Source organism: Actinoplanes sp. DH11, from assembly GCF_020873875.1.
GTDB lineage: Bacteria > Actinomycetota > Actinomycetes > Mycobacteriales > Micromonosporaceae > Actinoplanes.
The window spans coordinates 14,024-37,831 of the sequence record NZ_JAHWGU010000052.1 but is presented as its reverse complement, the minus strand read 5'-3'; the positions used below and the strand labels follow the sequence as shown (position 1 = coordinate 37,831).

24 protein-coding genes, 3 tRNA genes and 1 pseudogene are annotated in these 23,808 nt (G+C 70.8%); 14 read left to right on the top strand and 14 right to left on the bottom strand.

Annotation, left to right across the window (positions count from 1 at the left end; translation table 11 throughout):
* Positions 1 to 164: 164 nt before the first annotated feature.
* Complete coding sequence (locus LPA41_RS40030; protein WP_229076720.1) at positions 165 to 908, bottom strand: tyrosine-protein phosphatase; 744 nt, start codon at positions 906 to 908, stop codon at positions 165 to 167.
* Between the two features lie 197 nt (positions 909 to 1,105).
* Between LPA41_RS40030 and cimA the strand changes: the two genes are divergently transcribed.
* Positions 1,106 to 2,677, top strand: coding sequence for a citramalate synthase (gene cimA, locus LPA41_RS40025; RefSeq protein ID WP_229076719.1), 1,572 nt, complete (start codon positions 1,106 to 1,108; stop codon positions 2,675 to 2,677).
* Here the strand turns inward: cimA and LPA41_RS40020 are convergent.
* Genes LPA41_RS40020 through LPA41_RS40005 form a run of 4 tightly spaced genes read right to left on the bottom strand, consistent with a single transcriptional unit; the run spans position 2,655 to position 6,955 of the window.
* On the bottom strand, positions 2,655 to 3,218 hold the full coding sequence (locus LPA41_RS40020) for a GNAT family N-acetyltransferase (RefSeq protein ID WP_229076718.1): 564 nt from the start codon (positions 3,216 to 3,218) through the stop codon (positions 2,655 to 2,657). The genes cimA and LPA41_RS40020 overlap by 23 nt on opposite strands.
* Positions 3,215 to 4,219: an endonuclease/exonuclease/phosphatase family protein gene (locus tag LPA41_RS40015; protein ID WP_229076717.1), complete on the bottom strand. Its 1,005-nt coding sequence runs from the start codon at positions 4,217 to 4,219 to the stop codon at positions 3,215 to 3,217. Before LPA41_RS40015 ends, LPA41_RS40020 begins: the two co-directional genes overlap by 4 nt.
* Positions 4,220 to 4,274: 55 nt before the next feature.
* A complete protein-coding gene (locus tag LPA41_RS40010; RefSeq protein ID WP_229076716.1) occupies positions 4,275 to 5,615 on the bottom strand; it encodes a pitrilysin family protein in 1,341 nt (446 codons plus the stop codon).
* Complete coding sequence (locus LPA41_RS40005) at positions 5,612 to 6,955, bottom strand: pitrilysin family protein (RefSeq protein WP_229076715.1); 1,344 nt, start codon at positions 6,953 to 6,955, stop codon at positions 5,612 to 5,614. Before LPA41_RS40005 ends, LPA41_RS40010 begins: the two co-directional genes overlap by 4 nt.
* Positions 6,956 to 7,001: 46 nt before the next feature.
* Here LPA41_RS40005 and arfB point away from each other — a divergent pair, with 46 nt between their 5' ends.
* Positions 7,002 to 7,427 carry an alternative ribosome rescue aminoacyl-tRNA hydrolase ArfB gene (arfB, locus tag LPA41_RS40000; protein WP_229076714.1) on the top strand — a complete coding sequence of 142 codons (426 nt, stop codon included), beginning with the start codon at positions 7,002 to 7,004 and terminating at the stop codon, positions 7,425 to 7,427.
* 85 nt (positions 7,428 to 7,512) lie between these two features.
* Here the strand turns inward: arfB and LPA41_RS39995 are convergent, their stop codons facing one another.
* The gene (locus LPA41_RS39995; protein WP_229076713.1) at positions 7,513 to 8,454 is read right to left on the bottom strand and encodes a 3-methyladenine DNA glycosylase; all 942 of its coding nucleotides are present in this window, start codon (positions 8,452 to 8,454) and stop codon (positions 7,513 to 7,515) included.
* Positions 8,455 to 8,738: 284 nt separating this feature from the next.
* Between LPA41_RS39995 and LPA41_RS39990 the strand changes: the two are divergent.
* The 3 genes and pseudogenes from LPA41_RS39990 to LPA41_RS39980 all read left to right on the top strand — a co-directional run.
* Positions 8,739 to 9,042, top strand: a pseudogene (locus LPA41_RS39990) (ABC transporter permease); the annotation flags it as partial.
* 7 nt (positions 9,043 to 9,049) lie between these two features.
* A complete protein-coding gene (locus tag LPA41_RS39985; protein ID WP_229076712.1) occupies positions 9,050 to 9,304 on the top strand; it encodes a helix-turn-helix transcriptional regulator in 255 nt (84 codons plus the stop codon).
* Positions 9,305 to 10,213: 909 nt separating this feature from the next.
* A complete protein-coding gene (locus LPA41_RS39980) occupies positions 10,214 to 11,008 on the top strand; it encodes a fumarylacetoacetate hydrolase family protein (RefSeq protein ID WP_229076711.1) in 795 nt (264 codons plus the stop codon).
* Here LPA41_RS39980 and LPA41_RS39975 read toward each other — a convergent pair whose 3' ends face one another.
* A complete protein-coding gene (locus tag LPA41_RS39975) occupies positions 11,009 to 11,806 on the bottom strand; it encodes a TetR/AcrR family transcriptional regulator (protein WP_229076710.1) in 798 nt (265 codons plus the stop codon). It abuts the gene before it with no gap.
* A gap of 45 nt (positions 11,807 to 11,851) precedes the next feature.
* Between LPA41_RS39975 and LPA41_RS39970 the strand changes: the two genes are divergently transcribed.
* From LPA41_RS39970 to LPA41_RS39950, 5 genes are all read left to right on the top strand, one after another.
* Positions 11,852 to 12,655, top strand: a complete 804-nt coding sequence (locus tag LPA41_RS39970; protein WP_229076709.1) for an SDR family oxidoreductase — start codon at positions 11,852 to 11,854, stop codon at positions 12,653 to 12,655.
* 63 nt (positions 12,656 to 12,718) lie between these two features.
* A tRNA-Gln gene (locus tag LPA41_RS39965) sits at positions 12,719 to 12,790 on the top strand.
* A gap of 90 nt (positions 12,791 to 12,880) precedes the next feature.
* Positions 12,881 to 12,953, top strand: a tRNA-Glu gene (locus LPA41_RS39960).
* Positions 12,954 to 13,135: 182 nt separating this feature from the next.
* Positions 13,136 to 13,211: transfer RNA gene (locus LPA41_RS39955), tRNA-Glu, on the top strand.
* Between the two features lie 107 nt (positions 13,212 to 13,318).
* Complete coding sequence (locus tag LPA41_RS39950) at positions 13,319 to 13,984, top strand: MBL fold metallo-hydrolase (RefSeq protein ID WP_229076708.1); 666 nt, start codon at positions 13,319 to 13,321, stop codon at positions 13,982 to 13,984.
* A gap of 32 nt (positions 13,985 to 14,016) precedes the next feature.
* On the opposite strand, the gene LPA41_RS39945 is transcribed toward LPA41_RS39950, so the two are convergent.
* From LPA41_RS39945 to LPA41_RS39935, 3 genes are all read right to left on the bottom strand, one after another.
* The gene (locus LPA41_RS39945) at positions 14,017 to 14,535 is read right to left on the bottom strand and encodes a hypothetical protein (RefSeq protein ID WP_229076707.1); all 519 of its coding nucleotides are present in this window, start codon (positions 14,533 to 14,535) and stop codon (positions 14,017 to 14,019) included.
* Between the two features lie 286 nt (positions 14,536 to 14,821).
* Positions 14,822 to 15,109: an AAA family ATPase gene (locus tag LPA41_RS39940; RefSeq protein ID WP_229076706.1), complete on the bottom strand. Its 288-nt coding sequence runs from the start codon at positions 15,107 to 15,109 to the stop codon at positions 14,822 to 14,824.
* 32 nt (positions 15,110 to 15,141) lie between these two features.
* Complete coding sequence (locus LPA41_RS39935; protein ID WP_014447202.1) at positions 15,142 to 15,828, bottom strand: IclR family transcriptional regulator; 687 nt, start codon at positions 15,826 to 15,828, stop codon at positions 15,142 to 15,144.
* Between the two features lie 49 nt (positions 15,829 to 15,877).
* Here LPA41_RS39935 and leuC point away from each other — a divergent pair, with 49 nt between their 5' ends.
* The 4 genes from leuC (at position 15,878) to LPA41_RS39915 (ending at position 19,442) form a co-directional block, all read left to right on the top strand.
* Positions 15,878 to 17,332, top strand: a complete 1,455-nt coding sequence (leuC, locus tag LPA41_RS39930) for a 3-isopropylmalate dehydratase large subunit (protein ID WP_229076705.1) — start codon at positions 15,878 to 15,880, stop codon at positions 17,330 to 17,332.
* Between the two features lie 16 nt (positions 17,333 to 17,348).
* Positions 17,349 to 17,939 carry a 3-isopropylmalate dehydratase small subunit gene (gene leuD / locus LPA41_RS39925; protein ID WP_229076704.1) on the top strand — a complete coding sequence of 197 codons (591 nt, stop codon included), beginning with the start codon at positions 17,349 to 17,351 and terminating at the stop codon, positions 17,937 to 17,939.
* A gap of 162 nt (positions 17,940 to 18,101) precedes the next feature.
* Complete coding sequence (locus tag LPA41_RS39920) at positions 18,102 to 18,920, top strand: HU family DNA-binding protein (protein WP_229076703.1); 819 nt, start codon at positions 18,102 to 18,104, stop codon at positions 18,918 to 18,920.
* Between the two features lie 90 nt (positions 18,921 to 19,010).
* Entirely contained in the window at positions 19,011 to 19,442 is a 432-nt protein-coding gene (locus LPA41_RS39915) for a hypothetical protein (RefSeq protein ID WP_229076702.1), read from the top strand.
* A 68-nt stretch (positions 19,443 to 19,510) separates the two neighbouring features.
* On the opposite strand, the gene LPA41_RS39910 is transcribed toward LPA41_RS39915, so the two are convergent.
* The 4 genes from LPA41_RS39910 to cofC are packed head-to-tail and all read right to left on the bottom strand — an operon-like array spanning position 19,511 to position 23,622.
* On the bottom strand, positions 19,511 to 20,389 hold the full coding sequence (locus tag LPA41_RS39910; protein WP_229076701.1) for an NUDIX hydrolase: 879 nt from the start codon (positions 20,387 to 20,389) through the stop codon (positions 19,511 to 19,513).
* Entirely contained in the window at positions 20,389 to 22,710 is a 2,322-nt protein-coding gene (locus tag LPA41_RS39905; RefSeq protein ID WP_229076700.1) for an RNA degradosome polyphosphate kinase, read from the bottom strand. Before LPA41_RS39905 ends, LPA41_RS39910 begins: the two co-directional genes overlap by 1 nt.
* Before the next feature lie 55 nt (positions 22,711 to 22,765).
* Positions 22,766 to 22,963, bottom strand: a complete 198-nt coding sequence (locus LPA41_RS39900) for a cold-shock protein (protein WP_229076699.1) — start codon at positions 22,961 to 22,963, stop codon at positions 22,766 to 22,768.
* A 20-nt stretch (positions 22,964 to 22,983) separates the two neighbouring features.
* On the bottom strand, positions 22,984 to 23,622 hold the full coding sequence (gene cofC / locus LPA41_RS39895; protein WP_229076698.1) for a 2-phospho-L-lactate guanylyltransferase: 639 nt from the start codon (positions 23,620 to 23,622) through the stop codon (positions 22,984 to 22,986).
* Positions 23,623 to 23,808 lie beyond the last annotated feature (186 nt).

Here is a 23,808-nt window from a genome sequence, read left to right as displayed (position 1 = left end):
CGAGCGCAAGATATGCCTCACGCTCGCGGGTCAGACGTCGACGGCCCTGATTGACCGACCGGTCCCGGACCTCGAAGTCCATCGCATCCCCTGAACTGGGGTGTTGCGACGACTCCTAGAACCCAAGGGGGGTTCCGGGCCGTTCTGCTGACTGGGGGGCCGGCTCAGGGCTCCAGCATGTGGGCGCGCAGGCTCGAGAGATCTGAATCGGTCAGGCCGATCTCTTTGGCGTAGGCCTCGACGGACCCGTGGATGGCGCGCAGGTCGCGCAGGAACATCATCATCGCCTCGGGCGGCGAGTCGAACATGTGCTCGTTGCCGAGCACCGCTTCCGGGTTGGTGCGCAGCAGGTACTCGGTGAGCGGCCGCATCGCCTCGGTGGTCAGGGCGTAGTCGGCGGCGATCTCCTCGTCACCGACACCGAGCAGCGAGAGGGTGAGCGCGCAGACCGTACCCGTGCGGTCCTTCCCGGCCATGCAATGGACGACGACGGGGCCCGCGCCGGGGTCGGCGATCACCCGGAGGGACTCGGCGATGGCCTCGTGGCCGTCCTCGGCGAAATTCAGGTAACGGTCGGCGAGCCAGCGTTCGTGGACCACGTCCTCGTCGTGCTCGACCTGTTCCCAGTCGATGTGCCGCAGGACCAGGTTGCGGTAGTCGGCACCGTGCTCCTCGGCGACCCGCCCGAACTTCTCCACCTCGAAGGGCCGGCGCAGATCGATCACGGTCTTGACACCGAGTTCCGCGAACGCCTTCGCGTCCTCGTCGTTCAGCCGGTGCAGGGAGTCGGCCCGGAAGAGTCGCCGCCAGCGGACGGTCCGTCCATCGAGGCCGGTGTAACCGCCGACGTCCCGGAAGTTGTAGGCCTTCGCGAAGGGCAGGTTCCGTGAATACGATTCAGCCACCACAGGACCAACTTAGTCTCGAAAAGTGGAACGGCGCTTCCCACGAACCCGGTTAGTGGCATGCTTCATCTCGTGACCCACTCCGTGCTGATTATTCGCACCTGGCGCGCCGGCTGAAGTAAACGCCGACGCGCAGACCTCCCGCATCCGCGGGGGGTCTTTTTGTTGTGGTGGGTGACCAACCGAGAGGACTTTCCCCGATGGACTACCAGGTGTTCGACACGACGCTGCGCGACGGCGGGCAGCGCGAGGGAATCAGCTACTCCGTGGCCGACAAGCTCGCGGTCGCGCGGCTGCTCGACGAATTCGGTGTGGGGTTCATCGAGGGCGGCTGGCCGGGCGCGATGCCCAAGGACACCGAGTTCTTCGAGCGGGCGAAGACGGAACTGGACCTGAAGCACGCGGTGCTCGTCGCGTTCGGCTCGACCCGCAAGGCGGGCGTCAACGTGGCCGAGGACCCGCAGGTGAAGGCGCTGCTGGACGCGGAGACGCCGGTGGTCTGCGTGGTCGCGAAGTCCGACATCCGGCATGTGGAGCGGGCGCTGCGCACCACCGGCGACGAGAACCTGGCGATGGTCCGGGACACCGTGCGGCACCTGGTCGCGAACGGCCGCCGGGCGTTCGTGGACTGCGAGCACTTCTTCGACGGGTTCCGGTACGACCCGGAATACACGGCGAGCGTGGTCACGGCGGCGTTCGAGGCCGGCGCCGAGCGCGTGGTCATGTGCGACACGAACGGCGGCATGCTCCCCTCGATGATCACCAAGGCGATCAACGAGGTGGCCGAGCGGGCCGGGGTGAGCGCCGATCAGCTCGGCATCCACTGCCAGAACGACACCGCCTGCGCGGTCGCGAACACCGTCGCCGCCGTCGAGGCCGGCGTCAAGCACTTCCAGTGCACGGCCAACGGGTACGGCGAGCGGCCCGGCAACGCCGACCTGTTCGCCACGGTCAGCAACCTGCAACTGAAGCTCGGGCTGAAGGTCCTACCGGACGGATGCCTGGAGAAGGCGACGCGGGTCTCGGCCGCGCTCGCCGAGATCGCGAACATCGCCCCCGACACCCACCAGGCCTACGTCGGGGCTGCCGCATTCGCTCACAAGGCGGGGCTGCACGCGAGCGCGATCAAGGTGGATCCGCTGCTCTACAACCACGTCGACCCGTCGGTGGTCGGCAACGACATGCGGATCCTGGTGACGGAGATGGCCGGCCGGGCCAGCATCGAGCTCAAGAGCCGTGAGCTCGGACTGGACCTGGCCGGCCACCCGGAGACACTGACCGGCGTCACCCGCAAGGTGAAGGAGCTGGAGGCGGGCGGCTGGTCGTTCGAGGCCGCCGACGCGTCGTTCGAGCTGCTGGTGCGCAACGAGCTGCCGGGTGCGGGGGTGCCCCGGCCGTTCCAGCTGGAGAGTTACCGGGTGCTGGTGGAGCACCGGGAGGACGGCACGGTGATCTCCGAGGCGACCGTGAAGGTACGCGTCGAGGGGGAGCGGATCATCGCGACGGCCGAGGGGAACGGCCCGGTGAACGCGCTCGACGAGGCGCTGCGTGGCGCGCTGTCGAACCACTACCCGCAGCTGAAGACGTTCGAGCTGACCGACTTCAAGGTTCGCATCCTGGAGGGCAGCCACGGTACGAACGCGATCACCCGGGTGCTGCTGGAGACCAGCGACAGCCGTGGCGAGTGGACGACCGTCGGCGTGCACGAGAACATCGTCGACGCCAGCTGGACGGCCCTGGTGGACGCGCTCACCTACGGTCTGGCTCGTTGATCAATCGGTCCGGCTCGTTGAGGACCTGGAAGAGCACGTGGTCACGCCACTCGCCGGCGATCTTCAGGTAGCGAGGGGCCAGACCGAACCGGGTGAAGCCGTTGCGTTCGAGGACCCGCTGCGACCGTACGTTGTGGGTGAGCGTGCCGGCTTCCACCCGGTGCAGGCCGTGCTCGGTGAAGGCGGACCGCAGGACCGCGGCCACCGCCGCGGTCGCCACCCCGCGGCCCGACATCTCCTCGGCCACCCAGTAACCGAGGCTGGCCGAGAGGAACGGGCCGCGGACCACGTTGGAGAGGTTCACCCGGCCGGCGATGCGGCCGTCCACGACGATGACGTACGGCAGCGCGGTGGGCTGCCGCAGCAGGTCGGTGATGATCTTCCGCTGGCCGGCCTCGGTCCAGTAGCTGTCCTCCCGGATCGGGTCCCACGGCGCGAGATAGTCCCGGTTGGCGGTGAGCAGGGCCGCGAGGTCGGCGGCGTCGTCCGCCCGGACCGGCCGGATCGCGGTCCTGAGTGCTCCGGAAGGGATCGCGGTCATGACTGCTCCGGAAGGGTGAGGGCCGCGATCACGGCACGATGGTCGGAACCGGTCACGTCGTGCACGCTCAGGTCCTGGATCCCGATCCGCTCGTCGGCCAGCACGTGATCGATCGTCACCGGTGGGATCAGATCGCCGTCGTACGGTCCCCAGGTGCCGATCAACCCGCTGCCGAGGGTCGCCGCCGCATCCCGGTAACCCGTCTTGATCAGGTTGCGCAGCAGCTTGTGGTCGAGCGTCGCGTTGAAGTCGCCGAGCAGGATCCGCGGCAGCCCGTCCGGGTCGGCGGGCGGTTCCTGCCGCAGGTCCGAACTCCAGCCCGGGATCGAGGCCGGCACCGCCGGTGCCAGCGGGTGCGCCGACTCCACGAGCACCGGCGTCGCGCCCGGTACCCGTACCGTCGCATGGGATTGCAGGAAGCCGGCGCCGGTCCGCTCGGTGCCCGCGTCGGTGATCGGGTACCGGGAGTACAGCCCGGAACCGCTGGCGCCGGGCTCCGCGCCCACCTCGCGGTGCGGCAGGAGCCGATCGAGGCCGGCGGCGGTCAGCGCGGCCTGCGCCGGCTCGGTCAGCTCCTGGAACGCCAGGATCGCCACGTCGTTGTCCCGGACCAGGCGCACCACCGCGTCCGGGTCGGCGCCGCCGAAGAGCAGGTTCGCCGTCATCACCCGTACCTCGACGCCCTGCGCCGGACCCCGGCCGACATCCGGGAGGGCACGCGGCAGCACGCACATCGCGAGACCGAAAGCGGTCAGGACAGCGACGGCAGCGGCGGCCCAGCGCCGGACGATCAGCGCGAGCAGGGCGGGAATCAGGGCCCAGGCGGCAACGTACGGGGTGAACGCGATCAGTTGCACCCCACGGCCTTGCTCGAACCCGAACGCCCGGACCAGGAACCAGATCGCGGCCGGCGTCACCAGCAGCCAGGTCAGCACGGTCCGCGGGATGCGGCGGCGGTGATGTGCCGGGCGCGTCTCGGCCGGCGCGTCGGTGATCGTCATGGCGCGACGTTAACCGGCGTCCGCCAGGGGCCGTGGACCCCTGGCGGACACCGCCTCAGATCTCGCTGTCGACCAGCTCGCCGAACTCGGCCAGATCCTCGCGGATGACCGCGGCGTCACCCTCCACGACCAGGGTGAGACCGTCCACCGCCAGGTGCCGGGCGGCCGCCTCGGAAACCTGCTCCACGGTCGCCTCCAGGTATTCGCGGCGCAGCGTCTCGTAGTAGTCGTCCGGCAGCCCGTGCACCACCAGACCGGCCAGCGCGCCGGCGATCGCACCGGGCGTCTGCATCTCGACCGAGAGCTGACCGGCGCGCCAGGACCGCGCCACCTCCAGCTCCGCCTCGGTCACACCCTCCCGCTGGGTCCGGGCGATCTCGCCGAGCGTGTCCGCGACGGCCGGGCCGGTCACCGCGGTTTGCACCCCGGCGGCCACCTCGAACCGGCCGGCCCGGCGGGTCATCGCGTACGACCCGCGGATGCCGTAGGTGTACCCCTTCACCTCGCGGATCAGGTGATTGAGCCGGGACGTGAACGCGCCACCCAGCACCGTCGCCGCCAGGGTCATCGCCACGTAATCGGGTGCCGCCCGCTCCGGTGCGCGGTGCCCGATGCGCAGCGTCGACTGCACCGAACCGGGCCGGTCCACCAGGACCGTGCGCCGGCTCCCCGGCACCGGCACGCCGAGGGGGCCCTCCGGCGTGAGCGGCTTACCCGAGGTGCCGGCGAACGCCGCCTCGGCCAGCGCGTCCAGGTCCAGCGCGTTCAGGTCTCCGGCGACCAGCAGCACGCCGGGCCGCAGCATCCACGCCTCGTGGAAGGCGAGCACGTCGTCGACGGTCACGGCGGCCACCGACGCCGGGTCGCCGTGCAGTGGCCGGCGGTACCGGCCGTCCGCGCCGAACAGGGCCTCCCGCAGTGCCGCGTCGGCACGCGGCCCGGGCTGCGCCCAATCCATCCGCAGGGCGGTCACCTCGTCGTCGCGCACTCGCGCCACATCCGCCGGGTCGAGCCGGGGCGTGCGCGCGGCCTCGGCGGCCAGGCGCACGGCGTCGGTCAGCATCGGCGCCGCCGCCGAGACACCCACCCGGAACGCGTCCCAGTCGACCGACGGCGCGAGTTCGGCGCCCAAACCCTCCAGAGCCAGGGCGTACGCCGCCGAATCGCGCTTGCGGGTGCCCTCCTCCAAAGACTTCGCCAGCACCGTGGCGGTGCCTTCGCGGCCCTCGGCCTCCCGGGCGGCGCTCGCGTCGAGCAGCAGCACCGCGCTGGCCAGAATCTGGCCGGGCAGGTGGGCAGCGATCACGGTGCCGCCGTGCTTCGACAGGCGGCGGACGGCCGGGAACGCGTAAGGCCGGGCCGCGCCGGTGCCGGGCCGTTCGGTGATGAGGGTCATGCCTGTTCTCCCGGGATGTAGGTCAGGGTGACGCGGGACTCCGGTCGCAGCGTCTCCGCCGCTGCCTTCGCGATGTCCTGTGCGGTGACGGCGAGCCAGCGGGACAGCCGGTCCGCAGCGGCGGCCGGGTCACCGAACTGGGTCGCGTACCGCCCGAGAGTGTCGGCGCGGCCGCCGGCCGTGGACACCTGCCGCCACCACGCGGTGGTGAGCAGCGCCTTCGCCCGGTTCAGCTCCTCGTCGGTGACCGGCTCGTCGATCAGGCTCCGCACCACGTCGGCGAGGCCCTCCTGAAGGGTCTCCAGGGCGACGCCGTCCTTCGCGGTGGCGGTGATGATCAGCGGGGCGGGGGCGTGCGCGAGATCGACACCGTACGACCCGATGTAGTCGGGCTGGGCGATCCGGGCACCGTCGGCGAGCCGCTGGTACAGCCGGCTGCCCCGGCCGCTGCCGAGAACCGTCGCCAGCACGGTGACGGCGTCGTACCCGGGAGTGCCGAACGGGTACGTCCGGTGGGACAGGTAGATCCGCGGCGCCGGTACGTCGGCGGTCACCGTCTCCACGGCCGGCTCGGTGGCCGGGCCGGGCAGGTTGCCGTCCGGTGCCGGCGGGATGTCCGGCACCGCCGCGATCCCGCCGAAGTACTTCTCGGCCAGCGCGAACACCTCGGCCGGTGTGGTGTCGCCGACAACCGTGAGCACGCAGTTGTTCGGCGCGTAGTACTGCTGGTGGAACGCCTGGAAGGTCTCCAGGGAAGCAGCGTTCAGGTCCTCCATCGACCCGATCGTGGCGTGATGGTACGGGTGCCCGGCCGGGTAGAGCAGAGGCAGCAGGCGCAGCCAGGCGTCGCCGTACGGCACGTTCTCGTACCGCTGGCGCCTCTCGTTCTTGACCACCTCGCGCTGGTTGTCGAGCGTCTCCTGGGTGAGCGCCGGGACCAGACCGCCCATCCGGTCCGCCTCCAGCCAGAGCGCCAGCTCCAGGTGCTCGGACGGCATCGTCTCGAAGTAGTTCGTCCGGTCCGGGTTGGTGGTGGCGTTGAGTGAGCCACCGTTGCCCTGCACGAGCTTCATGTGCTCGGTCTTCTTCACATGCTGCGAACCCTCGAACATCAGGTGCTCGAAGAGGTGCGCGAACCCGGTCTGGCCCGGAGGTTCGTGGCGTGAACCCACGTCGTACCAGAGGTTGACGCAGACGACCGGAGCCGTCCGGTCCTCGCTGACGACGACGCGGAGGCCGTTCGCGAGCCGCGTTGTCTCGATGGGCCACGGGTACCCGGTCGTGTCGACCGGTGCGGTTGGTGACGTCACCCCACCAATCTTGCACCGTCCCGGACCCATCGATAACCGCGTGGCGCATGATCGTGGTCGGTGCGATGCTTTACCCGTGCCGGACGACCTACGCGTGAACGACCGCCTGACCATCCCCGCGGCCGAGCTCGCGTGGCGCTTCTCCCGCTCCAGCGGCCCCGGTGGCCAGGGCGTCAACACCACCGACTCGCGCGTCGAGCTGTCCTGGAACCTGCTCGCCTCCGACGTCCTGCCGCCCGCGCTGAAGGAACGCGCGGTGGAGCGGCTCGGCAACCGGCTCGTCGACGGCGTGCTTACCGTCACCGCGTCCGAGCACCGCTCCCAGCTCCGCAACCGGGAGGCCGCCGAGGCCCGGCTCGCCATGCGGGTCGGCGAGGCCGTCGCACCCCCGCCCCGTCAGCGCCGCCCGACCAAGCCGTCGCGGGGCTCGGTGGAACGCCGGATCGGCGAGAAGAAACGGCGCGCCCAGATCAAACGCAACCGCCGCCCCGACATGGACTGAGCCCGGCCGTCCGGCCGGGCTCAGTTGGTGCTGCGCTGATCGGTGCCGGTGCCGGTGCCGGTGCTGGCGCTGGCGCTGGTGCTGGTCAGCGCTGGTTGAACGGGGCCACCGCCTCGCGGTTCTGGGCGGCCGTGTCCGGGCCGAGCAGCTCCTCGCAGACCCGGATCAGGCGGCTGCGCAGGCCGGCAGCCCGGCGGGCCAGCTCGCGCTGGCGTGCCACGTACTCCGCCTTGCCCTCCGCGGTCTCGATCTTCACCGGCGGGTGACCATAGGAGGCCAGGTCGTAGGGGCTGGCCTGCATGTCCAGCAGCCGGATCTCGCCGGCCAGGGCGAAACAGTCAAGCGCGAGCGCGCCGGGGACCGCGGGACCCAGTTTCTGCGCCCACTTGTGCACGTCCATCGCGGCGTGCAGGCAGCCGGGCTGGTCGAGGTCGACCTGGGTGGCGCGGGTCGGCTGGAGCCGGTTGAGGCCGACCGCCTCGGGCGTGAAGAAGCGGAACGCGTCGAAGTGCGTGCAGCGGATCGTGTGCTGCTCCACCACCCGGTCGGTCTCCTCCTGGCCGAGCCGCAGCGGCAGGTCGTGCCGGTGCTCCGGATCGCGGTAGACCATCGCCCACTCGTGCAGCCCGAAGCAGCCGGAGAAGACCGGGCGGGAGGCGGTCGCGGTGAGCAGGCCGTGGATGTATCGCACGCTCTCGCCGCGGGCGTGCAGGAACGCGTCCTGGTCGAGCGTGACGACGCCGTCCGGCTGGGTGACGTAGAACTTCCACCCCGCATGCTCGGCCACGCCGTCCGGCGCCGGGGACAGGCCCGCGCCCACACCGGGGTGCCAGCGGCGCAGCACCGACGGGCGGGTCCCGTAGTAGTCGTAGAGGAAATCCTCTATCGCGTGCTTCTCGCCCTGCGCGCGTCGGTCACGGTGGGCCGCGGTCATCTGGTCGGCGCGCTCGGCGTGCGCCCGGGCGAGGGGTATCCAGGTGACCGAGGGCAGCGTGGTGGTGAGTGCCCTCACCTGCTTGATCCCCATCGCACCAATGTATATAGCCAAGGCGATCAACACGATCACCGTTTGGCGCGAATGAGTTCCGCCACCACGGAACCTCCGTCGTCATCGACGCCTGTCGCCGTATTGTTGCTCGAGTATGTAGCACCTGTGCTGCACCTCTTATAGGGTTCTGGACATCACGGAGGTGGTGCTGGTGAAAGACTCGATTCCGGACGCGACATGCCGAGCGGCAGCCCGGTCGTCGAGGTTCGCGACCTGAGGATGAGTTGCGGGCCCGAGGAGGTGCGTGCCAAGGCCGGGCCGACGGCATGACCGGCCACCTGGTCAGCTACCCGATCACGGCCCTGCCCGGCCGGCTTCAGGGCGTGGCGCAGGCCTTCACAATGTATTGGCTAGGGTTGGGCTGCGATCCGTCTTCCTGCCGGATGCGCTGGTGGTCGCCGAATTCGGCGGCTCCGGGCGGCAATTTCAGGCGTTCGTGGTGCTGGGCGTCTGGTCGGCGGCCGGACTGGCGCTCGCCCCGGCTTCCTGCGGCGGATGGCGCGGCGGGAGTCCGGTTCCGCGGTCGCGGCCCGTCGTGAGCGGGCGATGACAGGCATGGCCGTTTGAGGGAGCGATGGGCAGCGAGGTCACGTTCAACCGCATCGCGATGCTGCGCGCCGAGCGGGGAATCACGCGGCGCCAGCTCGCCGACGCCCTCGGCGTGCACTACCAGACGGTCGGCTACCTGGAGCGCGGCGAGTTCAGCCCCAGCCTGCACCTGGCCCTGCGCATCTCCGAGCACTTCGGCGTGCCGATCGAGGTCGTCTTCTCCCTGCACCCGTTCCCCCGGCTCGGCGCGGAGTCCGGCGAGAACTCCCGCTCAGCCTGACCGCCTCCGCACCCCCGCCGCGCAGGCCCGCCTGCGCTGGGCTGCGCCGCGCCGGCCCGTGTGTGCTGGGCTTTATCGGGCCGGCTCGCCTGGGTGGCGCTTCGCCGCGCCGCCGTTTCCGCGGCACTTCACCCGTTGCCCGCGATCGTCGTCCAGCCGGTACCGTCCGCGCACGGGCCCTGTTCCCCTCTGGCAGCGGTGGTGTCGGCCGGGCCATGCATGGCGGGATGTTGATCTGCTAGCGATGCGAAATCGCGGTTTCAGGCCCATGATCACAGCGATTTCGTAGCGCTAGCAGATCAACAACGCCGCGCGGACGCAATGCAGCGGATCTCCGGCTGCCGGCGGCGACCTCAGAAGGGACTATCCGGACTTATTCGCCGACCCAAGCGAACCCACAACCCCGCACTCATCCGGCCTGGCCCCGCCGCCGCATCGACATCCTGCACGCCATGCTCCCTCCTGAACTCCTTAACCCCACAAACCGTCATAAAACACGCTCCCCGCGACAAACCATTCGGACACCACCCGGCGACGCGCACTGCGGGGTGGAGCGGGTCGGGGCGTGCGCTGGGGGGTGGGTCGGAACAGCGACATGCGCGGGGGTGGCCGGCGTTCGTGGGGGTGGGCCGGAGCAGCGGCGTGCGCTGGGCGGTGGGCCGGAACAGTGCCGTGCGCTGCGCGGGTGGGCCGGAACAGCGGCGTGCGCTGCGCGGGTGGGCCGGAACAGTGCCGTGCGCTGCGCGGGTGGGCCGGAACGGCGGTGGGTGCCGGCCGGGGATGGTGCGCGGCGTGAGTTGCGGCACCCCCTTGCCCGGTCGCTCGGGGGCGGGCGGCGGCAGTGGGCGCGGGGTCGGCGGGTGCGGCGTAGATTTCGAGGGAATCTGCGTTCCTAGAGATGGGGTTACCGTGCGTTTCGCCCGCTTTGTTCATGCCGGTGGAGTTTCGTTCGGCGTCGTCGAGGGCGACGGCTCCTCAGGCCTTACGGTGGCCGAGATCAACAGCCTGCCGTTCGAGGAGGTGCGTCTCACCGGGCAGCGCTGGGCGCTCGCCGATGTGCGCCTGCTCGCGCCGATCTTCTCCAGCAAGGTGATCGGTATCGGTCGCAACTACGCCGACCACGCGGCCGAGCTGGGCAACGAGGTGCCCAAGGAGCCGCTGATCTTCATCAAGCCGTCGACCTCGGTGATCGGGCCGAACGACGCCATCCGGATCCCCAGCGTCACCCAGCAGGTCGAGGAGGAGGCCGAGCTCGCCGTCGTGATCGGTGCGACAGGTGCCCGCCGGGTCGACCGGGCCGGCGCCGAGAAGGCGATCTTCGGGTACACGTGTGGCAACGACGTCACCGCCCGTGACCTGCAGCGTAAGGACCCGCAGTGGACGCGGGCCAAGGGCTTCGACTCGTTCTGCCCGATCGGCCCGTGGATCGTGACCGGCCTGGACGTCAGCGACATCGAGGTCCGCTGCGAGGTCGGCCGCGACCCGGAGAACATGGAGGTGCGGCAGATCGGGCGTACCAAGGACATGGTCTTCGACATCCCGAGCCTGATCTCGTACGTGTCCCACGTCATGACCCTGCTGCCGGGCGACATCATCCTCACCGGGACCCCGGCCGGCGTCAGCCAGATCGTGCCCGGTGACACCGTGTCGGTGAGCGTCCAGGGCATCGGCGAACTGCGGAACCCGGTCGTCGCCCTCGACTGATCATCCAGGCCCGGCCTGCCGGCCCGGTTCGGCCTGCCGGCCCGGTTCGGCCTGCCGGCCGGGCTGGACTGATCGTTCGATCCCGTCCAGGAGCAGATTCAGGCCGTACTCGAAAGCGCCCTGGGTCTGCTCCTCCGCGCTGTGGAAGCCGCCCGCGTTCCACAGCGTGGTCATCGCCGGGTGCGCCTCCACGTCGAACCAGCGCTCCCACAGCTCGTTGCGCTCCAGCCACCAGGACTCGGTGGACTGCCCGCTCGTCGAGCGCAGCCGGGCGTCCTCGGCATCCTCGCGCGCGAAGGCGTAGACGAAAGCGGTGATCGCCAGTGCCGCCCGGTTGACCCGCTCGACCGGCAGCCCCAGGGCGGCGACGGCGGCGATCATGAATTCCCGCTCGGCGAGCATGCCCGGCCCGAGCGGCGGCCGGACCAGCGAGACGTCCGTAAGCCAGGGATGGGCGACATGCATGGCGCGCGTACGCCCGGCGAAGTCCGCCACTTTCGCCCGAAAATCCGCCTCCGGGTCGTGGGTCAGGCCGCGCGCCGCGAGCACCTCGTCCACCATCAGATCGATCAGGTCGGCGCGGGACGGCACGTACGTGTAGAGCGTCATCGTCGCGACCCCGAGATCCGCCGCCACCCGGGCCATCGATGCCGCTTCCAGCCCGTCCGCGTCCGCGATCCGGATCCCGGCCGTCACCACCGCGTCGACGCTGAGCCGCGGCGGCCGTCCGGTGGTCCGGCGCGCCGGCTGGGTGTGCCGCCAGAGCAACGGAAGGATGCGGCCGCTGAAATTCGCCATGATTCCGTATACCCTACGGGAACAGTTTCCGTAGGGGGTACGAGAATGAAGATCTTGGTGACGGGGGCCACCGGCAGCGTGGGCCGCATGGTCGTCGACGAACTCCTCGCTCGCGGCGCCACCGACATCCGCGCACTCACCGTGGACCCGGCGAGAGCCGCCCTGCCCGACGGTGTCGAGGTGGTGCGCGGTTTCGTCGGGCGTCCCGCGACCCTGCCCGCCGCCCTCGCGGGCGTCGACCGGATGTATTTGGCGCCGCACCCCGCCACCGCCCATCAGGCGTGCCGGCTTGCTGCCGAGGCGGGCGTACGGCTGATCGTCGACATGGCGGGCACGAAAGGGGACCACTGGCAGGCCGTCGAGGACGGGGTGGAGGCGTCCGGGGTGCCGTACGTGCACCTGGAGCCCGGCGAGTTCATGACCAACGCGGACATCTGGGCGTCCCAGATCCGGGCCGGTGACGTGGTGAAGGACGCGTACCCGGATTCGGTGAACGCGCCGATCGCCCTGGAGGACATCGCCGCGGTGGCCGCCCACGTGTTGCTGGCCGACGGGCATGCCGGCCGGTCCTACGAGCTGACCGGACCTGAGGCGCTCACCCGGCGGCAGCGCGTCGAGGCGATCGGGCGGGCGCTGGGCCGCCCGCTGACCTACGTCGAGCTGACCGGCGACGAGGCGAGCGAGCACTTCACTTCGATCATGGGGGAGTACGGGGACTGGTACCTCGAAGGACAGGCCCAGCTCGCGCAGCACCCGCAGGCCGCGGTATCCACCGTCGCCGATCTTCTGGGCCGCCCGGCGATGGCCTACGAAGAGTGGGCACGCCGTCACTCGGACCTGTTTCGGTAACCCGATTTGGCGCGCCGGGTGGGCTCAGGTAAAGTTCTCCACGGCTCGGCAAGCCGGGCCAAATGGGGTATGGGGTAATTGGCAGCCCGACTGATTCTGGTTCAGTTAGTCTAGGTTCGAGTCCTGGTACCCCAGCGCTACCGCTTCCCGTCCGGGAAGGTGGCGCTGGATCTGAGAAGGTTCGGCGCACACGCCCGGGCGTGTAGCGGCAGTACTGGAAGTTCTGGTCCCGTCGTCTAGCGGCCTAGGACGCCGCCCTCTCAAGGCGGTAGCGAGGGTTCGAATCCCTTCGGGACTACAGCGAAAACGGCCCGCATCATGAAGATGCGGGCCGTTTTTTCATGCCCGAGCCGGCGTCCGCGGGAGTCGGGCGGTCGTGCTGGGCGGGCCGGGAAGGGCTGGGCGGCCGATTTCTGGTCGGGGAGTGGCCCTGATAGAGTTCAGCGCGCCGCTCGGGGAGAACGAAAACCCGGCGGCAGGGGTCCCGTCGTCTAGCGGCCTAGGACGCCGCCCTCTCAAGGCGGTAGCGAGGGTTCGAATCCCTTCGGGACTACCAGCGAGAACGGCCCGCATCGTGATGATGCGGGCCGTTTCGCATTCCGGCGAAGCGATCAGGCCCGGCCAAGCGACCAGGCACGGCCGGAGCACGGCAGGATGGCGGGGATGAGTGACATCACAGTGCGGCGGGTGAATCACGGATGGTTCGTCCGGCCGGCGGAGGAGACCGGCACCGGGCGGCCCCGGGTGGAGCCCACCCTCGGCTACCTCGTCGACCACCCGGAGGGTCACCTGCTGATCGACACCGGCATGGGGAGCCATCCCGACGTCGACGCCCACTACCGGCCGCACCGGATCCCCCTGAGTGCGGCGCTCGTGGAGGCGGGCAGCAGCCGGAGCGAGATCCGGTACGTGGTGAACTGTCATCTCCACTTCGACCACTGCGGCGGCAACCCGGAGCTGGCACCGGTCCCGGTCTTCACTCAGCGGACGGAGCTCCACACCGCCCGCACGGTGACCGACCACACACTGCCGGAGCTGATCGAGAACGGACGCTACGAGGAGCTGGACGGTGAGGCCGAGATCCTGCCGGGCGTCCTCGTCGTGCCGACGCCGGGTCACACGGCGGGCCATCAGTCGGTGGTGGTGGCCACCGGCGACGGAACGGTGATCGTGGCCGGTCAGAGCCACGATCACGCGACCGCCTTCACCGGTGACGTGCTGGGCGCGCGGGCCGGCGTGGGCACCGTGCCGCCGTGGCTGGGCCGGCTGCTGGACCTCGACCCCCGGCGGATCGTCTTCGCGCACGACAACGCCGTCTGGGAGCCCTGAGCAACCGGCCTGTCAGTCGACGGGCCGGCCTGTCAGCGCCCAGTCGAGCACCTCGTCGGCGATCTGCTCCCAGCCACCTGTTCCTGCTCGACGGTGACGCCGATCGAGCGGCGGACCCGCTGACCCGCGGCGTCGTGCCGGTCGGCATGGTCGAGGCGGCCCAGCGTGGCCTCGCTCATCGCGCCGACGAAGTGGACCAGGTCGAGCGCGTGCAGGACACCGGTGCGCCGCGCCGCGGCCTCGGCCCGGTCGAGCAGGGTCAGCCGGGTGGCGTCGTCGCAGAGCACGTTGCTGTAGTTGATGCCGACGACGAACCGCCGGAGCAGGACCTCGTCCGGCAGGGCCGGGTCTGCGATCGCCGTGATCGCCCGGCGCAGGGCGGGTGCGCCCGTCTCGTAGCCGTCCAGTACGAACGCGGCGTATCCGGCGAGCAGCCGGCCGTCCAGGCTGTCCGGGTCGGTGCGGACCAGCCGCGCGGCCTCGGCGGCGACCCAGGTCTCCGCGACGGCGGAGAGGTGTTCGGCGCCGATGGCGTGGTCCACGACCTGCACGGCGGCCCGTCGTGCCTGGACGTGGTCGTCGGCGAAGGCGGCGGCCGCTTCCAGGCAGAGGGCCGGTGCGTCGCGTAGCCCGGTGGGGGCGCCCGTGTTGACAGTGGCGAGAGCCGGGTGAGCAGGGCGGCGGAGCCCAGCACCGGGCCGGCCAGGTGTGCGGGCTCCACGGTGTCCAGCAGCGACAGAGCGCGGGCCGGCGCGCCGGCGGCCATCGCGGCTCCGGCGGCCTCGACCTGCCGGCCGGTGCGGGCCGCCGGATCCGGGCTCAGCTCGGCGGCTCGGTTCAGGAAGGTGGCCCGGGCAAGCGGTGGCGCTCGGGCAGCAGGGGGACCAGCAGGCGGTGCAGGCAGGCGTACGGGAAGCCGGCCTCGGACTCGACACCGCTGATGGTGAGGGACTCGGGGACACGGCTCTGCGCGTACCGCAGGAGGGCGATCTTGCCGACGCCCGCCTCGCCCCGCAGCACCAGGGCCGCGCTGCGTCCGGCTCGCGCCCCCGCGAGCAGCTCGTCCAGCGCCGAACACTCGGGATCGCGCCCGAAGAGCCGATCGTCCCGCCCGATGAGCCGCATGGCGCGCAGCCTATCGGGCGGTGATCGATGTATTACAGACCGGAAAGGCGCTGGCCGGCCCGGACGACGGCCATCGCGTGCCGCTCGCCGGGGCGGCGGCCGAGGCGTTCGATCGGACCGCTTATCGAGATGGAGGCGATCACCCGGCCGGTGCGGTCGCGGATCGGGGCGGAGACGCTCGCCACGCCCGGTTCGCGCTCGGCGACGCTCTGGGCCCAGCCGCGGCGGCGGACCTCGGCCAGGGTGCGGCCGGTGAACTTGCAGCGCGGCAGCAGCGGCATCACCGCCTCGGGCGGTTCCCAGGCGAGCAGGATCTGCGCGGCGGACCCGGCCACCATCGGCAGCACCGAACCGACCGGCACGGTGTCACGCAGGCCGCTGGCGCGTTCGGCCGCGGCCACACAGATCCGTTCGTCGGCGCGGCGCAAGTAGAGTTGCGCGCTCTCCCCGGTCGCGTCCCGCAATGCGGACAGCAGCGGTTCCGCGGCGGTCAGCAGAACGTCCGGGGCGGCGTTCGCCAGCTCGCCCAGACGCGGTCCCGGGCGCCACCGGCCCTGGGTGTCGCGGACCAGCATCCGGTGGATCTCCAACGCCTGTGCCAGGCGATGTGCTGTCGCGCGAGGCAGTTTGGTGCGCTCGACGAGTTCGGCCAGGCTGGCGCCGTCGACACAGGCGGCAAGAATGACCACCGCCTTGTCGAGAACGCCGACACCGCTCATACTGTGTCCCACAAGCCGAAACATACATTCCAGAATTTAGGATGTCCAGATGGTGGGAGTCACTCCCCAGAGCGGGAAACCCAGGACCCTGGCCGAGAAGGTCTGGGATGACCACGTGGTGCGCACGGCCGAGGGTGAGCCGGACCTGCTCTTCATCGACCTGCACCTGCTGCACGAGGTCACCAGCCCGCAGGCGTTCGACGGTCTCCGGATGGCCGGTCGCCCGGTCCGCCGGACCGACCTCACGCTCGCGACGGAGGACCACAACACCCCGACCGGGTACGCGGACCCGTCGTTCAACACCCGCCGCGGCGAGCTTCTCACGATCGCCGACACCGTCTCTCGCACCCAGATCGAGACGCTGCGGAAGAACTGCGCCGAGTTCGGCGTCGAGATCCGTCCCCTGGGCGACGTCAACCAGGGCATCGTGCACGTCATCGGCCCGCAGCTCGGTCTCACCCAGCCGGGCATGACGATCGTCTGTGGTGACTCGCACACCGCCACCCACGGCGCGTTCGGCGCGCTGGCGTTCGGCATCGGCACCAGCGAGGTCGAGCACGTGCTCGCCACCCAGACGCTGCCGCAGGCGAAGCCGAAGACGATGGCTGTCACAGTCGTCGGCGAGCTGCGCCCCGGCGTCTCGGCCAAGGACCTGATCCTCGCCCTGATCACGCAGACCGGCACCGGCGGCGGCAACGGCCACATCGTGGAGTACCGCGGTGAGGCCATCCGCAAGCTCTCCATGGAGGGCCGGATGACCATCTGCAACATGTCGATCGAGTGGGGCGCCAAGGCCGGCATGATCGCGCCGGACGAGACCACGTTCGCGTACCTGAAGGGCCGCGAGCACGCGCCCAAGGGTGCCGACTGGGACGCCGCCGTGGCGTACTGGAACACCCTCGCCACCGACTCCGGCGCCGAGTACGACACCGAGATCATCCTCGACGCGTCGCAGATCAGCCCGTTCATCACCTGGGGCACCAACCCGGGTCAGGGCGCCGCCCTGGACAGTGTGGTGCCCAGCCCCGAGGACTTCCTGGACGAGGTGGAGCGCGGCGCCGCCCGGCGGGCCCTGGAGTACATGGACCTGACGCCCGGCACCCCGTTCCGCGACGTCCCGGTGGACGTGGTCTTCGTCGGCTCGTGCACCAACGGCCGGCTGGAGGACCTGCGCGCCGCGGCCGAGGTGATCCAGGGGCACAAGGTGCACGACGGCGTCCGGATGATGATCGTGCCGGGCTCCTACCAGGTCCGCGAGCAGGCCGAGGCCGAGGGCCTCGACAAGATCTTCAAGGAGGCCGGTGCCGAGTGGCGGTTCGCCGGCTGCTCGATGTGCCTGGGCATGAACCCGGACACGCTCAGCCCCGGCCAGCGGGCCGCCTCCACCTCCAACCGCAACTTCGAGGGCCGGCAGGGCAAGGGCGGGCGTACCCACCTGGTCTCGCCGCAGGTCGCCGCCGCCACCGCCGTGGTGGGCAGGCTGGCCGCCCCCGCCGACCTCTGAGCAGGGAAGACTGACCATGGACAAGTTCGTCGCACATAGCGGCAAAATCATGCCGCTGCGCCGCTCCGATGTGGACACCGACCAGATCATCCCGGCGGTCTACCTGAAGCGGGTCACCCGGACCGGCTTCGAGGACGGCCTCTTCAGCGCCTGGCGCGAGGACCCGGGGTTCGTCCTGCACAACCCGGCACACGCCGGCGCCACCATCCTGGTGGCCGGCCCCAACTTCGGCACCGGCTCGTCCCGGCAGCACGCCGTCTGGGCGCTGCGTGACTGGGGTTTCAAGGCCGTCATCGCCTCCCGGTTCGGCGACATCTTCCGGGGCAACGCCCTCAAGGAGGGCCTGCTGCCCATCCAGCTCGACCAGAAAATCGTCGAGAGCCTCTGGGACCTCGCGGAGAGCGAGCCGGAAAAGCAGATCACCGTCGACCTGGACGGCCGTGTGGTACGCGTCGACGATGCCGCCTACGGCTTCCCGATCGACGATTTCAGCCGGTGGCGCCTGATGGAGGGTCTCGACGACATCGGACTGACTCTGCGACACGAAGAGGCGATTACCGCGTACGAGAAGGACCGCCCCGCTTTCAAGCCGGTCGTCGTCCTTTAGTCCCCGCAACGAATTCGCCCCGGCCGGGTCTCCCCGCCGGGGCGAATTCGTTGGGACACAACGGCTTTTTTGCGGCGAATGTTTGTGTCTCCAGGTCACAGGGCATACCGTGCGCGCAGAATGGCCCGTGACGGGCCAGTTCTCACGTCCGGGAGGAAAACCGTGAACAAGGCCGAGCTCATCGAGGCGCTCGCCGTTCGGCTGGGTGACAAGAAGGTCGCGACCCAGGCGTTGGAAGCGTTCATCAACGAGGTGCAGAACGCGGTCGCCAAGGGCGACAAGGTGGCCCTCACCGGCTTCGGCTCTTTCGAGAAGCGAGCGCGCAATGCGCGTACCGCGCGGAATCCCCGAACCGGTGAGCCGGTAAAGGTCAAGAAGACGTCGGTCGCAGCGTTCAAACCGGGAAGCACGTTCCGGGAGTTGGTGGCGAGCGGCAAGCCGGCGAAGGCCGCCACCGCGTCCAAGAGCACCGCGGCGAAGAAGACGACAACTGCCAAGGCGACGCCGGCGAAGAGCGCGGCGGCGACCAAGGCGACGGCGACTGCTACGAAGGCGACTGCCACCAAGACGGCCGCTACCAAGGCGACTGCCACCAAGGCGACCGCGACCAAGTCGGCGGCGAAGAAGACGACCGCCGCCAAGGCCGCGCCGGCACAGACGACCGCGGCCAAGTCCACTGCCGCCAAGTCCACTGCCGCCAAGTCGGCGGCGGCGAAGTCGGCGGCTGCCAAGTCCACGGCGGCGAAGTCCACGGCGGCCACCAAGTCCACGGCGGCGAAGTCCACGGCGGCCAAGAAGACGGCTGCCACCAAGTCGACCGCGTCCGGTGCTGCCACCGGCGCTGCCGCGAAGAAGACGACGGCCTCGGCGGCCAAGAAGACCACCTCGGCTGCGCCGGCCAAGAAGACCGCACGCAAGACGGCCACTCCGGCAGCGGCGCCGGCCCGGGCCCGTTCCGCGTCGACGCGCAAGGTGCGCTGACGTTCCACGTTCCGCCGAAGGCGTCCACCGCTGGGTGGACGCCTTTCGCGTTCCGGCACGCGCCCGCCCGCGGAGCCCTACGGTCCGGGCATGGAACGCCTATCGGCGCCGCGCGGCGTGGTCGCGCGCTCGACGCTCGCCGCGGCCCTGTTCGTGGTCGCCGTCCTGCCCGGGTGGACACTCGGCGACCTGGCCGAGAGCTGGACCGGCCAGCCGGTGCTGGACTGGCTGATCACCTGCGGCTGGTCCGGCCTCGCCGTGTCCGTGCTCGCGCCCTGGTGCTCGCACCGGCGGCGGGACGGCTGGCTCGGCGCCGTCCCGCTCTACGGCTGGTATCTGCTCGGCATCCTCAGCTGGCGGCTCGCCCTGCTGCCGTACCGGGACTGGGAACCGCGCCGCGACGAGCTGTGGCAGGCCCGCTGGCTTACCGGCGACCTGCTCGGTTACTGGCGCGCGGACCCACCGGCGGCCCGCCGCCTCACGGCCGGGCGGCGCCCGGCAGTCGTTCGCCGGACCAGGTGAGCGGCCGCGGGGTCACAGCCGGGAAGCGCCGAGCAGCCGTTCGCCGGACCTGGTGAGCGGGCGCCGGGTCACAGCCGGGAAGCGCCCAGCAGCCGTTCGCCGGACCAGGTGAGCAGCCAGCCGTCGCCCTTGCGCGTCTTGAACCGCTCGTGGTCCTCCTCGCCGTGCAACGCGGCCAGCAACTGCGGCATGACCTTGCCTTGACTGCACACCACGACCCGGCCGTCCCGCCGCAACTGCGCGAGCCGCGACTGGGCAGCCGTCAGCCGGGCCTGCAGTCCCGTCGACTCGGACGGCTCGGCGAACGCGCCGTCCAGGATGATCGGCTGGGCGCCGAGCGCGGCCGCCAGCGGCTCCAGCGTCTGCGAGCAGCGCAGCGGCGGCGCGGCGATCAGCCGGCGCGGCCGGAACGAGGTCAGTTGCGCGGCGATCCGGTCGGCCTGTTTGGCGCCCTCCGGGTCGATCGGGCGCAGCGCGTCCGGCCCGTGCCACTTCTTCCGCTCGCCGGCGTGTGCGTGCCGGACCAGCGCCACCACCGCGGTCACCGGCGGCAGGCCGGCCACATGGTCCAGCAAGTCCCGCTCGTCGGCGTAGGTGAGCCGCTCCCGGGCCTCGGCGAGCGGCAGCCAGACGACCTCGTCGACCTCGTCGACGTCCTGCACCGGACCGCCGTTGCCGGCCAGCATCAGCCAGTACGCCACGTTCTTGGCCCGGCCGTCGGGCAGCACGTAGTCCACGTCGGGCAGCCGCAGCTGCGGGATCCCGGGGATGCCGGTCTCCTCCTCGACCTCGCGCAGCGCGCCGAGCAGCGGGTTCTCGCCCGGGGTCAGCTTGCCCTTGGGCAGGCTCCAGTCGTCGTAGCGCGGGCGGTGCACCAGGCACACCTCGACGCCGTCCGCGGCGGGGCGGTGCAGCACCCCGCCGGCGGCAAGCTCCGTACCCGTCATCAGCTCTTCTTGGTGACGCGACGGAGCAGGGCCTCCTGGAGGTGGACCTGCGGGCGGCCGGGCGTGCCGGCGTTGCGGTGCCAGTTGCCGTCGCCGTCCAGGTCCCAGCCCTCGGTCTGGTCCCGCATCGACAGCTCGAGGACGTTGCGCATCTCCTCGCGGGCCGACGTGAGGGTGACCCGGACCAGTGCCTCCACCCGGCGGTCCAGGTTGCGGTGCATCAGGTCGGCCGAGCCCATCCAGTACTCCGCGTCCGGGCCGGGGCCGAACCGGAAGATCCGGCTGTGCTCCAGGAACCGGCCGACGATCGAGCGCACCCGGATGTTCTCCGACATGCCCGGCACACCAGGCCGCAGCGCGCACATCCCGCGGATCACCAGGTCGACCTTCACACCGTCCTGAGAGGCCCGGTAGAGGGCGTCGATGGTCTCCTCGTCCACCAGCGAGTTCACCTTGATCTGCACCAGGGCCTCGCCACCGGCACGGGCGATCCGGGCCTGCTCCTCGATCCGCTCGACGAGGCCCTTGCGGACGCCGTGCGGCGCGACGAGCAGCCGCCGGAACGTGGTCTGCCGGCTGTACCCGGTCAGGACGTTGAACAGGTCGGTGACGTCCGCCCCCACCTCGGGGTCGGCGGTCAGCATGCCGAAGTCCTCGTAGAGCCGGGCGGTCTTCGGGTGGTAGTTGCCGGTGCCGATGTGGCAGTAGCGGCGGATCTGGTTGCCCTCCTGCCGGACGACGAGCGCCGTCTTGCAGTGCGTCTTGAGGCCGACCAGGCCGTAGACCACGTGGCAGCCGGCGCGTTCCAGGGTGCGCGCCCAGGCGATGTTCGCCACCTCGTCGAAGCGGGCCTTCACTTCGACCAGGACCACCACCTGCTTGCCCGCCGCGGCCGCGTCGACCAGGGCGTCCACGATCGGTGAGTCGCCGGACGTCCGGTAGAGCGTCTGCTTGATGGCCAGCACGTTGGGGTCGGCCGCGGCCTGCTCGATGAACCGCTGCACGCTCGTGGAGAACGAGTGGTACGGGTGGTGGACCAGGATGTCCGACTCACGAAGGCGGTTGAAGACGCTGCGCGGCACCTCCCCGTCCGCCAGGTGCGGATGGGTCGCCGGTACAAAAGGGCGGTCCTTGAGGTCATCCCGGTCGCATTCGCCGAAGACCTGCCAGAGTGCCGACAGGTCGAGCAGGCCGGGCACCCGCAGCACGTCGTGACTGTCCATGTCGAGCTCGCGGACGATCAGGTCGAGCACGTGATCGCTGATGGAGGCGGCCACCTCGAGCCGGACCGGCGGGCCGAACCGGCGCTGCGCGATCTCCCGCTCCAGGGCCTGCAGCAGGTCCTCGTCACGGTCCTCGTCAACCTCCAGCTCGGCGTTGCGGGTCACCCGGAACGCGTGCACCTCCAGGATCTGCATGCCCGGGAAGAGCTGGTCGAGGTGGTTGGCGATGAGCTCCTCGATCGGCAGGAACCGGACGCCCCGGCTGTCGTTCTGCACGGTCACGAAGCGCGACACGTTGTTCGGCACCTTGATCCGGGCGAACAGTTCCGGCGCGTCGCCGTCCGGGTAGCGCAGGGCCACCGCGAGGTTGAGCGAGCGGCTGGAGATGTACGGGAACGGGTGCGCCGGGTCGACCGCGAGGGGCGTGAGCACCGGGAAGACCTGCTCGCGGAAGAAGGTGCGCAGCCGGCCCTGCTCGGGCGCGTCCAGCTCCTTCCAGCTGACCACCTCGATGCTCTCCGCGGCCAGTTTCGGCCGGACCTCGTCGGCGAAGCAGGCGGCGTGCCGGGTGACCAGGTCGGCGGTGCGCTCGCTGATCATCTCGATCTGGTGGCGCAGCGGGGAGCGGTCACCGCCGCGGACCGGCAGGCCGGCGCTGAGCCGCCGCTTCAGGCCGGCGACCCGGACCATGAAGAACTCGTCCAGGTTGCTCGCGAAGATCGCCAGGAACTTGGCCCGCTCCAGCAGCGGGGTGCCGGGGTCCTCGGCCAGTGCGAGCACCCGGGCGTTGAAGTCGAGCCAGGACAGCTCCCGGTTCAGGAAGCGGTCGTCGGGCAGGTGGTAGCGGTCGTCCGGAACGGTCTCGGCGGCATCGTCGTCGCCGTCCTCGTCGAACGCCTCCACGGCCTCGTCGGTCACCAACGAGTCGATCTCCACAGCCGCTGCCTCCGGTATCACCAGGACCTCCGCTTCACTGACGTTTTCGGCGGCGGGCTCGACGGCGACAGCCGATTGCGTCTCTCCGCTCTCCGCGATGCGGAGGAAGCGGCCGTTCGGGCCACGCCTACGGTGCTCGGGGGGCCGGGGCGGGGTCTGCATGACCTTATTCTTGCCGCTCCCGGCGAAACGTGAAACGAACTACCGGACGATGGATTCAGACGATCCCGGGAATCCCGACCCGCAGGACCGCCCCGTCCGCGCCGGCCTCGACACTCACCCGTTGACCGAGACGCAGCAGGCGCAAGCCGGAGCGGCCGAACGCCTCCGGTCCGAAGCCCAGTTCAGAGCCGTCGTCGAGGAGCAGCGTGCCGCTGCGGGTGTCCGGGTCGAAGGTCGCGATCGTGCCCTGCATGACCATGCACGTTACCGGTTTCAGGCGGCCGGGGCGCACTGCGTCGTGAGTCCGAGATCACGCAGCAACGCGCAGGTCCGCCGGCCGGCGCCGAGGGCGAGCACCGTGTCCAGGTCGGCGGCGGTGTCCACGTCCTGCCGCAGACCCGGCCAGTCGCCGGTCAGCGGCGCCGCCCCGGACGTGGCGTGGGCCTGTGCGGAACCGGGCCCGAACAGCGGCCGGAGCCGGTCGCCGGGCGGCACGGCCAGCAGCACTGTGCCGGTGCCGTCGGCGTCCGGCACGAAGCTGCGCCCGGTGACCCGCCCCAGCGCCTCGTCCAGGTGGTCCGGGCGTAGCGCGGGCAGGTCGCCGGCGAGCACCGCCCGGTACGCCCCGAGCCCGGCGACGTCGTCGGCACCGGAGCGCAGGGCCGCGTTGAGCCCGCCGCCCGGGTCCGGTGTCACCCGGGCACCGAGCGTGCGGACCGCCGAGGCCACCACCGGGTCGTCGGTCACCACGATCAGTTCGGCCACCGCCGGCGCGGCCAGCACCGCGGCAGCGGTGTCGCGCACCATGGCGAGCGCCAGCTCCGGATGGCGGTCGGCGGGCACGGCGCCACGCAACCGTGTCTTCGCCAGGCCCAGCCGCTTGACCGGGATCACCGCAGTCCACTTCCGCACCGAACCAGTCTGCACGACGCGCCCACCCGCACGTCATCGCCATGATCGCCGCGGGCCGCCAAGCCATGCACGAAGCCGGATATCCGGACCCCTGCCTGGTCACCCGGGTTCTCAGCGGGCATGATTTCGTCGCAGGTGAAACGTGGTGACGGTGCGAGACGTCGCCGACTGACGGACGGGAGATGC

Coding starts and splice junctions, on each gene's coding strand:
- LPA41_RS39940 (WP_229076706.1), bottom strand. CDS start 15,109: ATGCGGCTCATCGGGCGGGACGATCGGCTCTTCGGGCGCGATCCCGAG.
- LPA41_RS39915 (WP_229076702.1), top strand. CDS start 19,011: ATGGAACGCCTATCGGCGCCGCGCGGCGTGGTCGCGCGCTCGACGCTC.
- LPA41_RS39935 (WP_014447202.1), bottom strand. CDS start 15,828: ATGAGCGGTGTCGGCGTTCTCGACAAGGCGGTGGTCATTCTTGCCGCC.
- LPA41_RS39950 (WP_229076708.1), top strand. CDS start 13,319: ATGAGTGACATCACAGTGCGGCGGGTGAATCACGGATGGTTCGTCCGG.
- cimA (WP_229076719.1), top strand. CDS start 1,106: ATGGACTACCAGGTGTTCGACACGACGCTGCGCGACGGCGGGCAGCGC.
- LPA41_RS39910 (WP_229076701.1), bottom strand. CDS start 20,389: ATGACGGGTACGGAGCTTGCCGCCGGCGGGGTGCTGCACCGCCCCGCC.
- LPA41_RS40005 (WP_229076715.1), bottom strand. CDS start 6,955: ATGGGTCCGGGACGGTGCAAGATTGGTGGGGTGACGTCACCAACCGCA.
- LPA41_RS39995 (WP_229076713.1), bottom strand. CDS start 8,454: ATGGGGATCAAGCAGGTGAGGGCACTCACCACCACGCTGCCCTCGGTC.
- LPA41_RS39985 (WP_229076712.1), top strand. CDS start 9,050: ATGGGCAGCGAGGTCACGTTCAACCGCATCGCGATGCTGCGCGCCGAG.
- leuC (WP_229076705.1), top strand. CDS start 15,878: ATGGTGGGAGTCACTCCCCAGAGCGGGAAACCCAGGACCCTGGCCGAG.
- LPA41_RS40010 (WP_229076716.1), bottom strand. CDS start 5,615: ATGACCCTCATCACCGAACGGCCCGGCACCGGCGCGGCCCGGCCTTAC.
- LPA41_RS39975 (WP_229076710.1), bottom strand. CDS start 11,806: ATGGCGAATTTCAGCGGCCGCATCCTTCCGTTGCTCTGGCGGCACACC.
- leuD (WP_229076704.1), top strand. CDS start 17,349: ATGGACAAGTTCGTCGCACATAGCGGCAAAATCATGCCGCTGCGCCGC.
- LPA41_RS40015 (WP_229076717.1), bottom strand. CDS start 4,219: ATGACGATCACCGACGCGCCGGCCGAGACGCGCCCGGCACATCACCGC.
- LPA41_RS39905 (WP_229076700.1), bottom strand. CDS start 22,710: ATGCAGACCCCGCCCCGGCCCCCCGAGCACCGTAGGCGTGGCCCGAAC.
- LPA41_RS39970 (WP_229076709.1), top strand. CDS start 11,852: ATGAAGATCTTGGTGACGGGGGCCACCGGCAGCGTGGGCCGCATGGTC.
- LPA41_RS39900 (WP_229076699.1), bottom strand. CDS start 22,963: ATGCAGGGCACGATCGCGACCTTCGACCCGGACACCCGCAGCGGCACG.
- LPA41_RS40020 (WP_229076718.1), bottom strand. CDS start 3,218: ATGACCGCGATCCCTTCCGGAGCACTCAGGACCGCGATCCGGCCGGTC.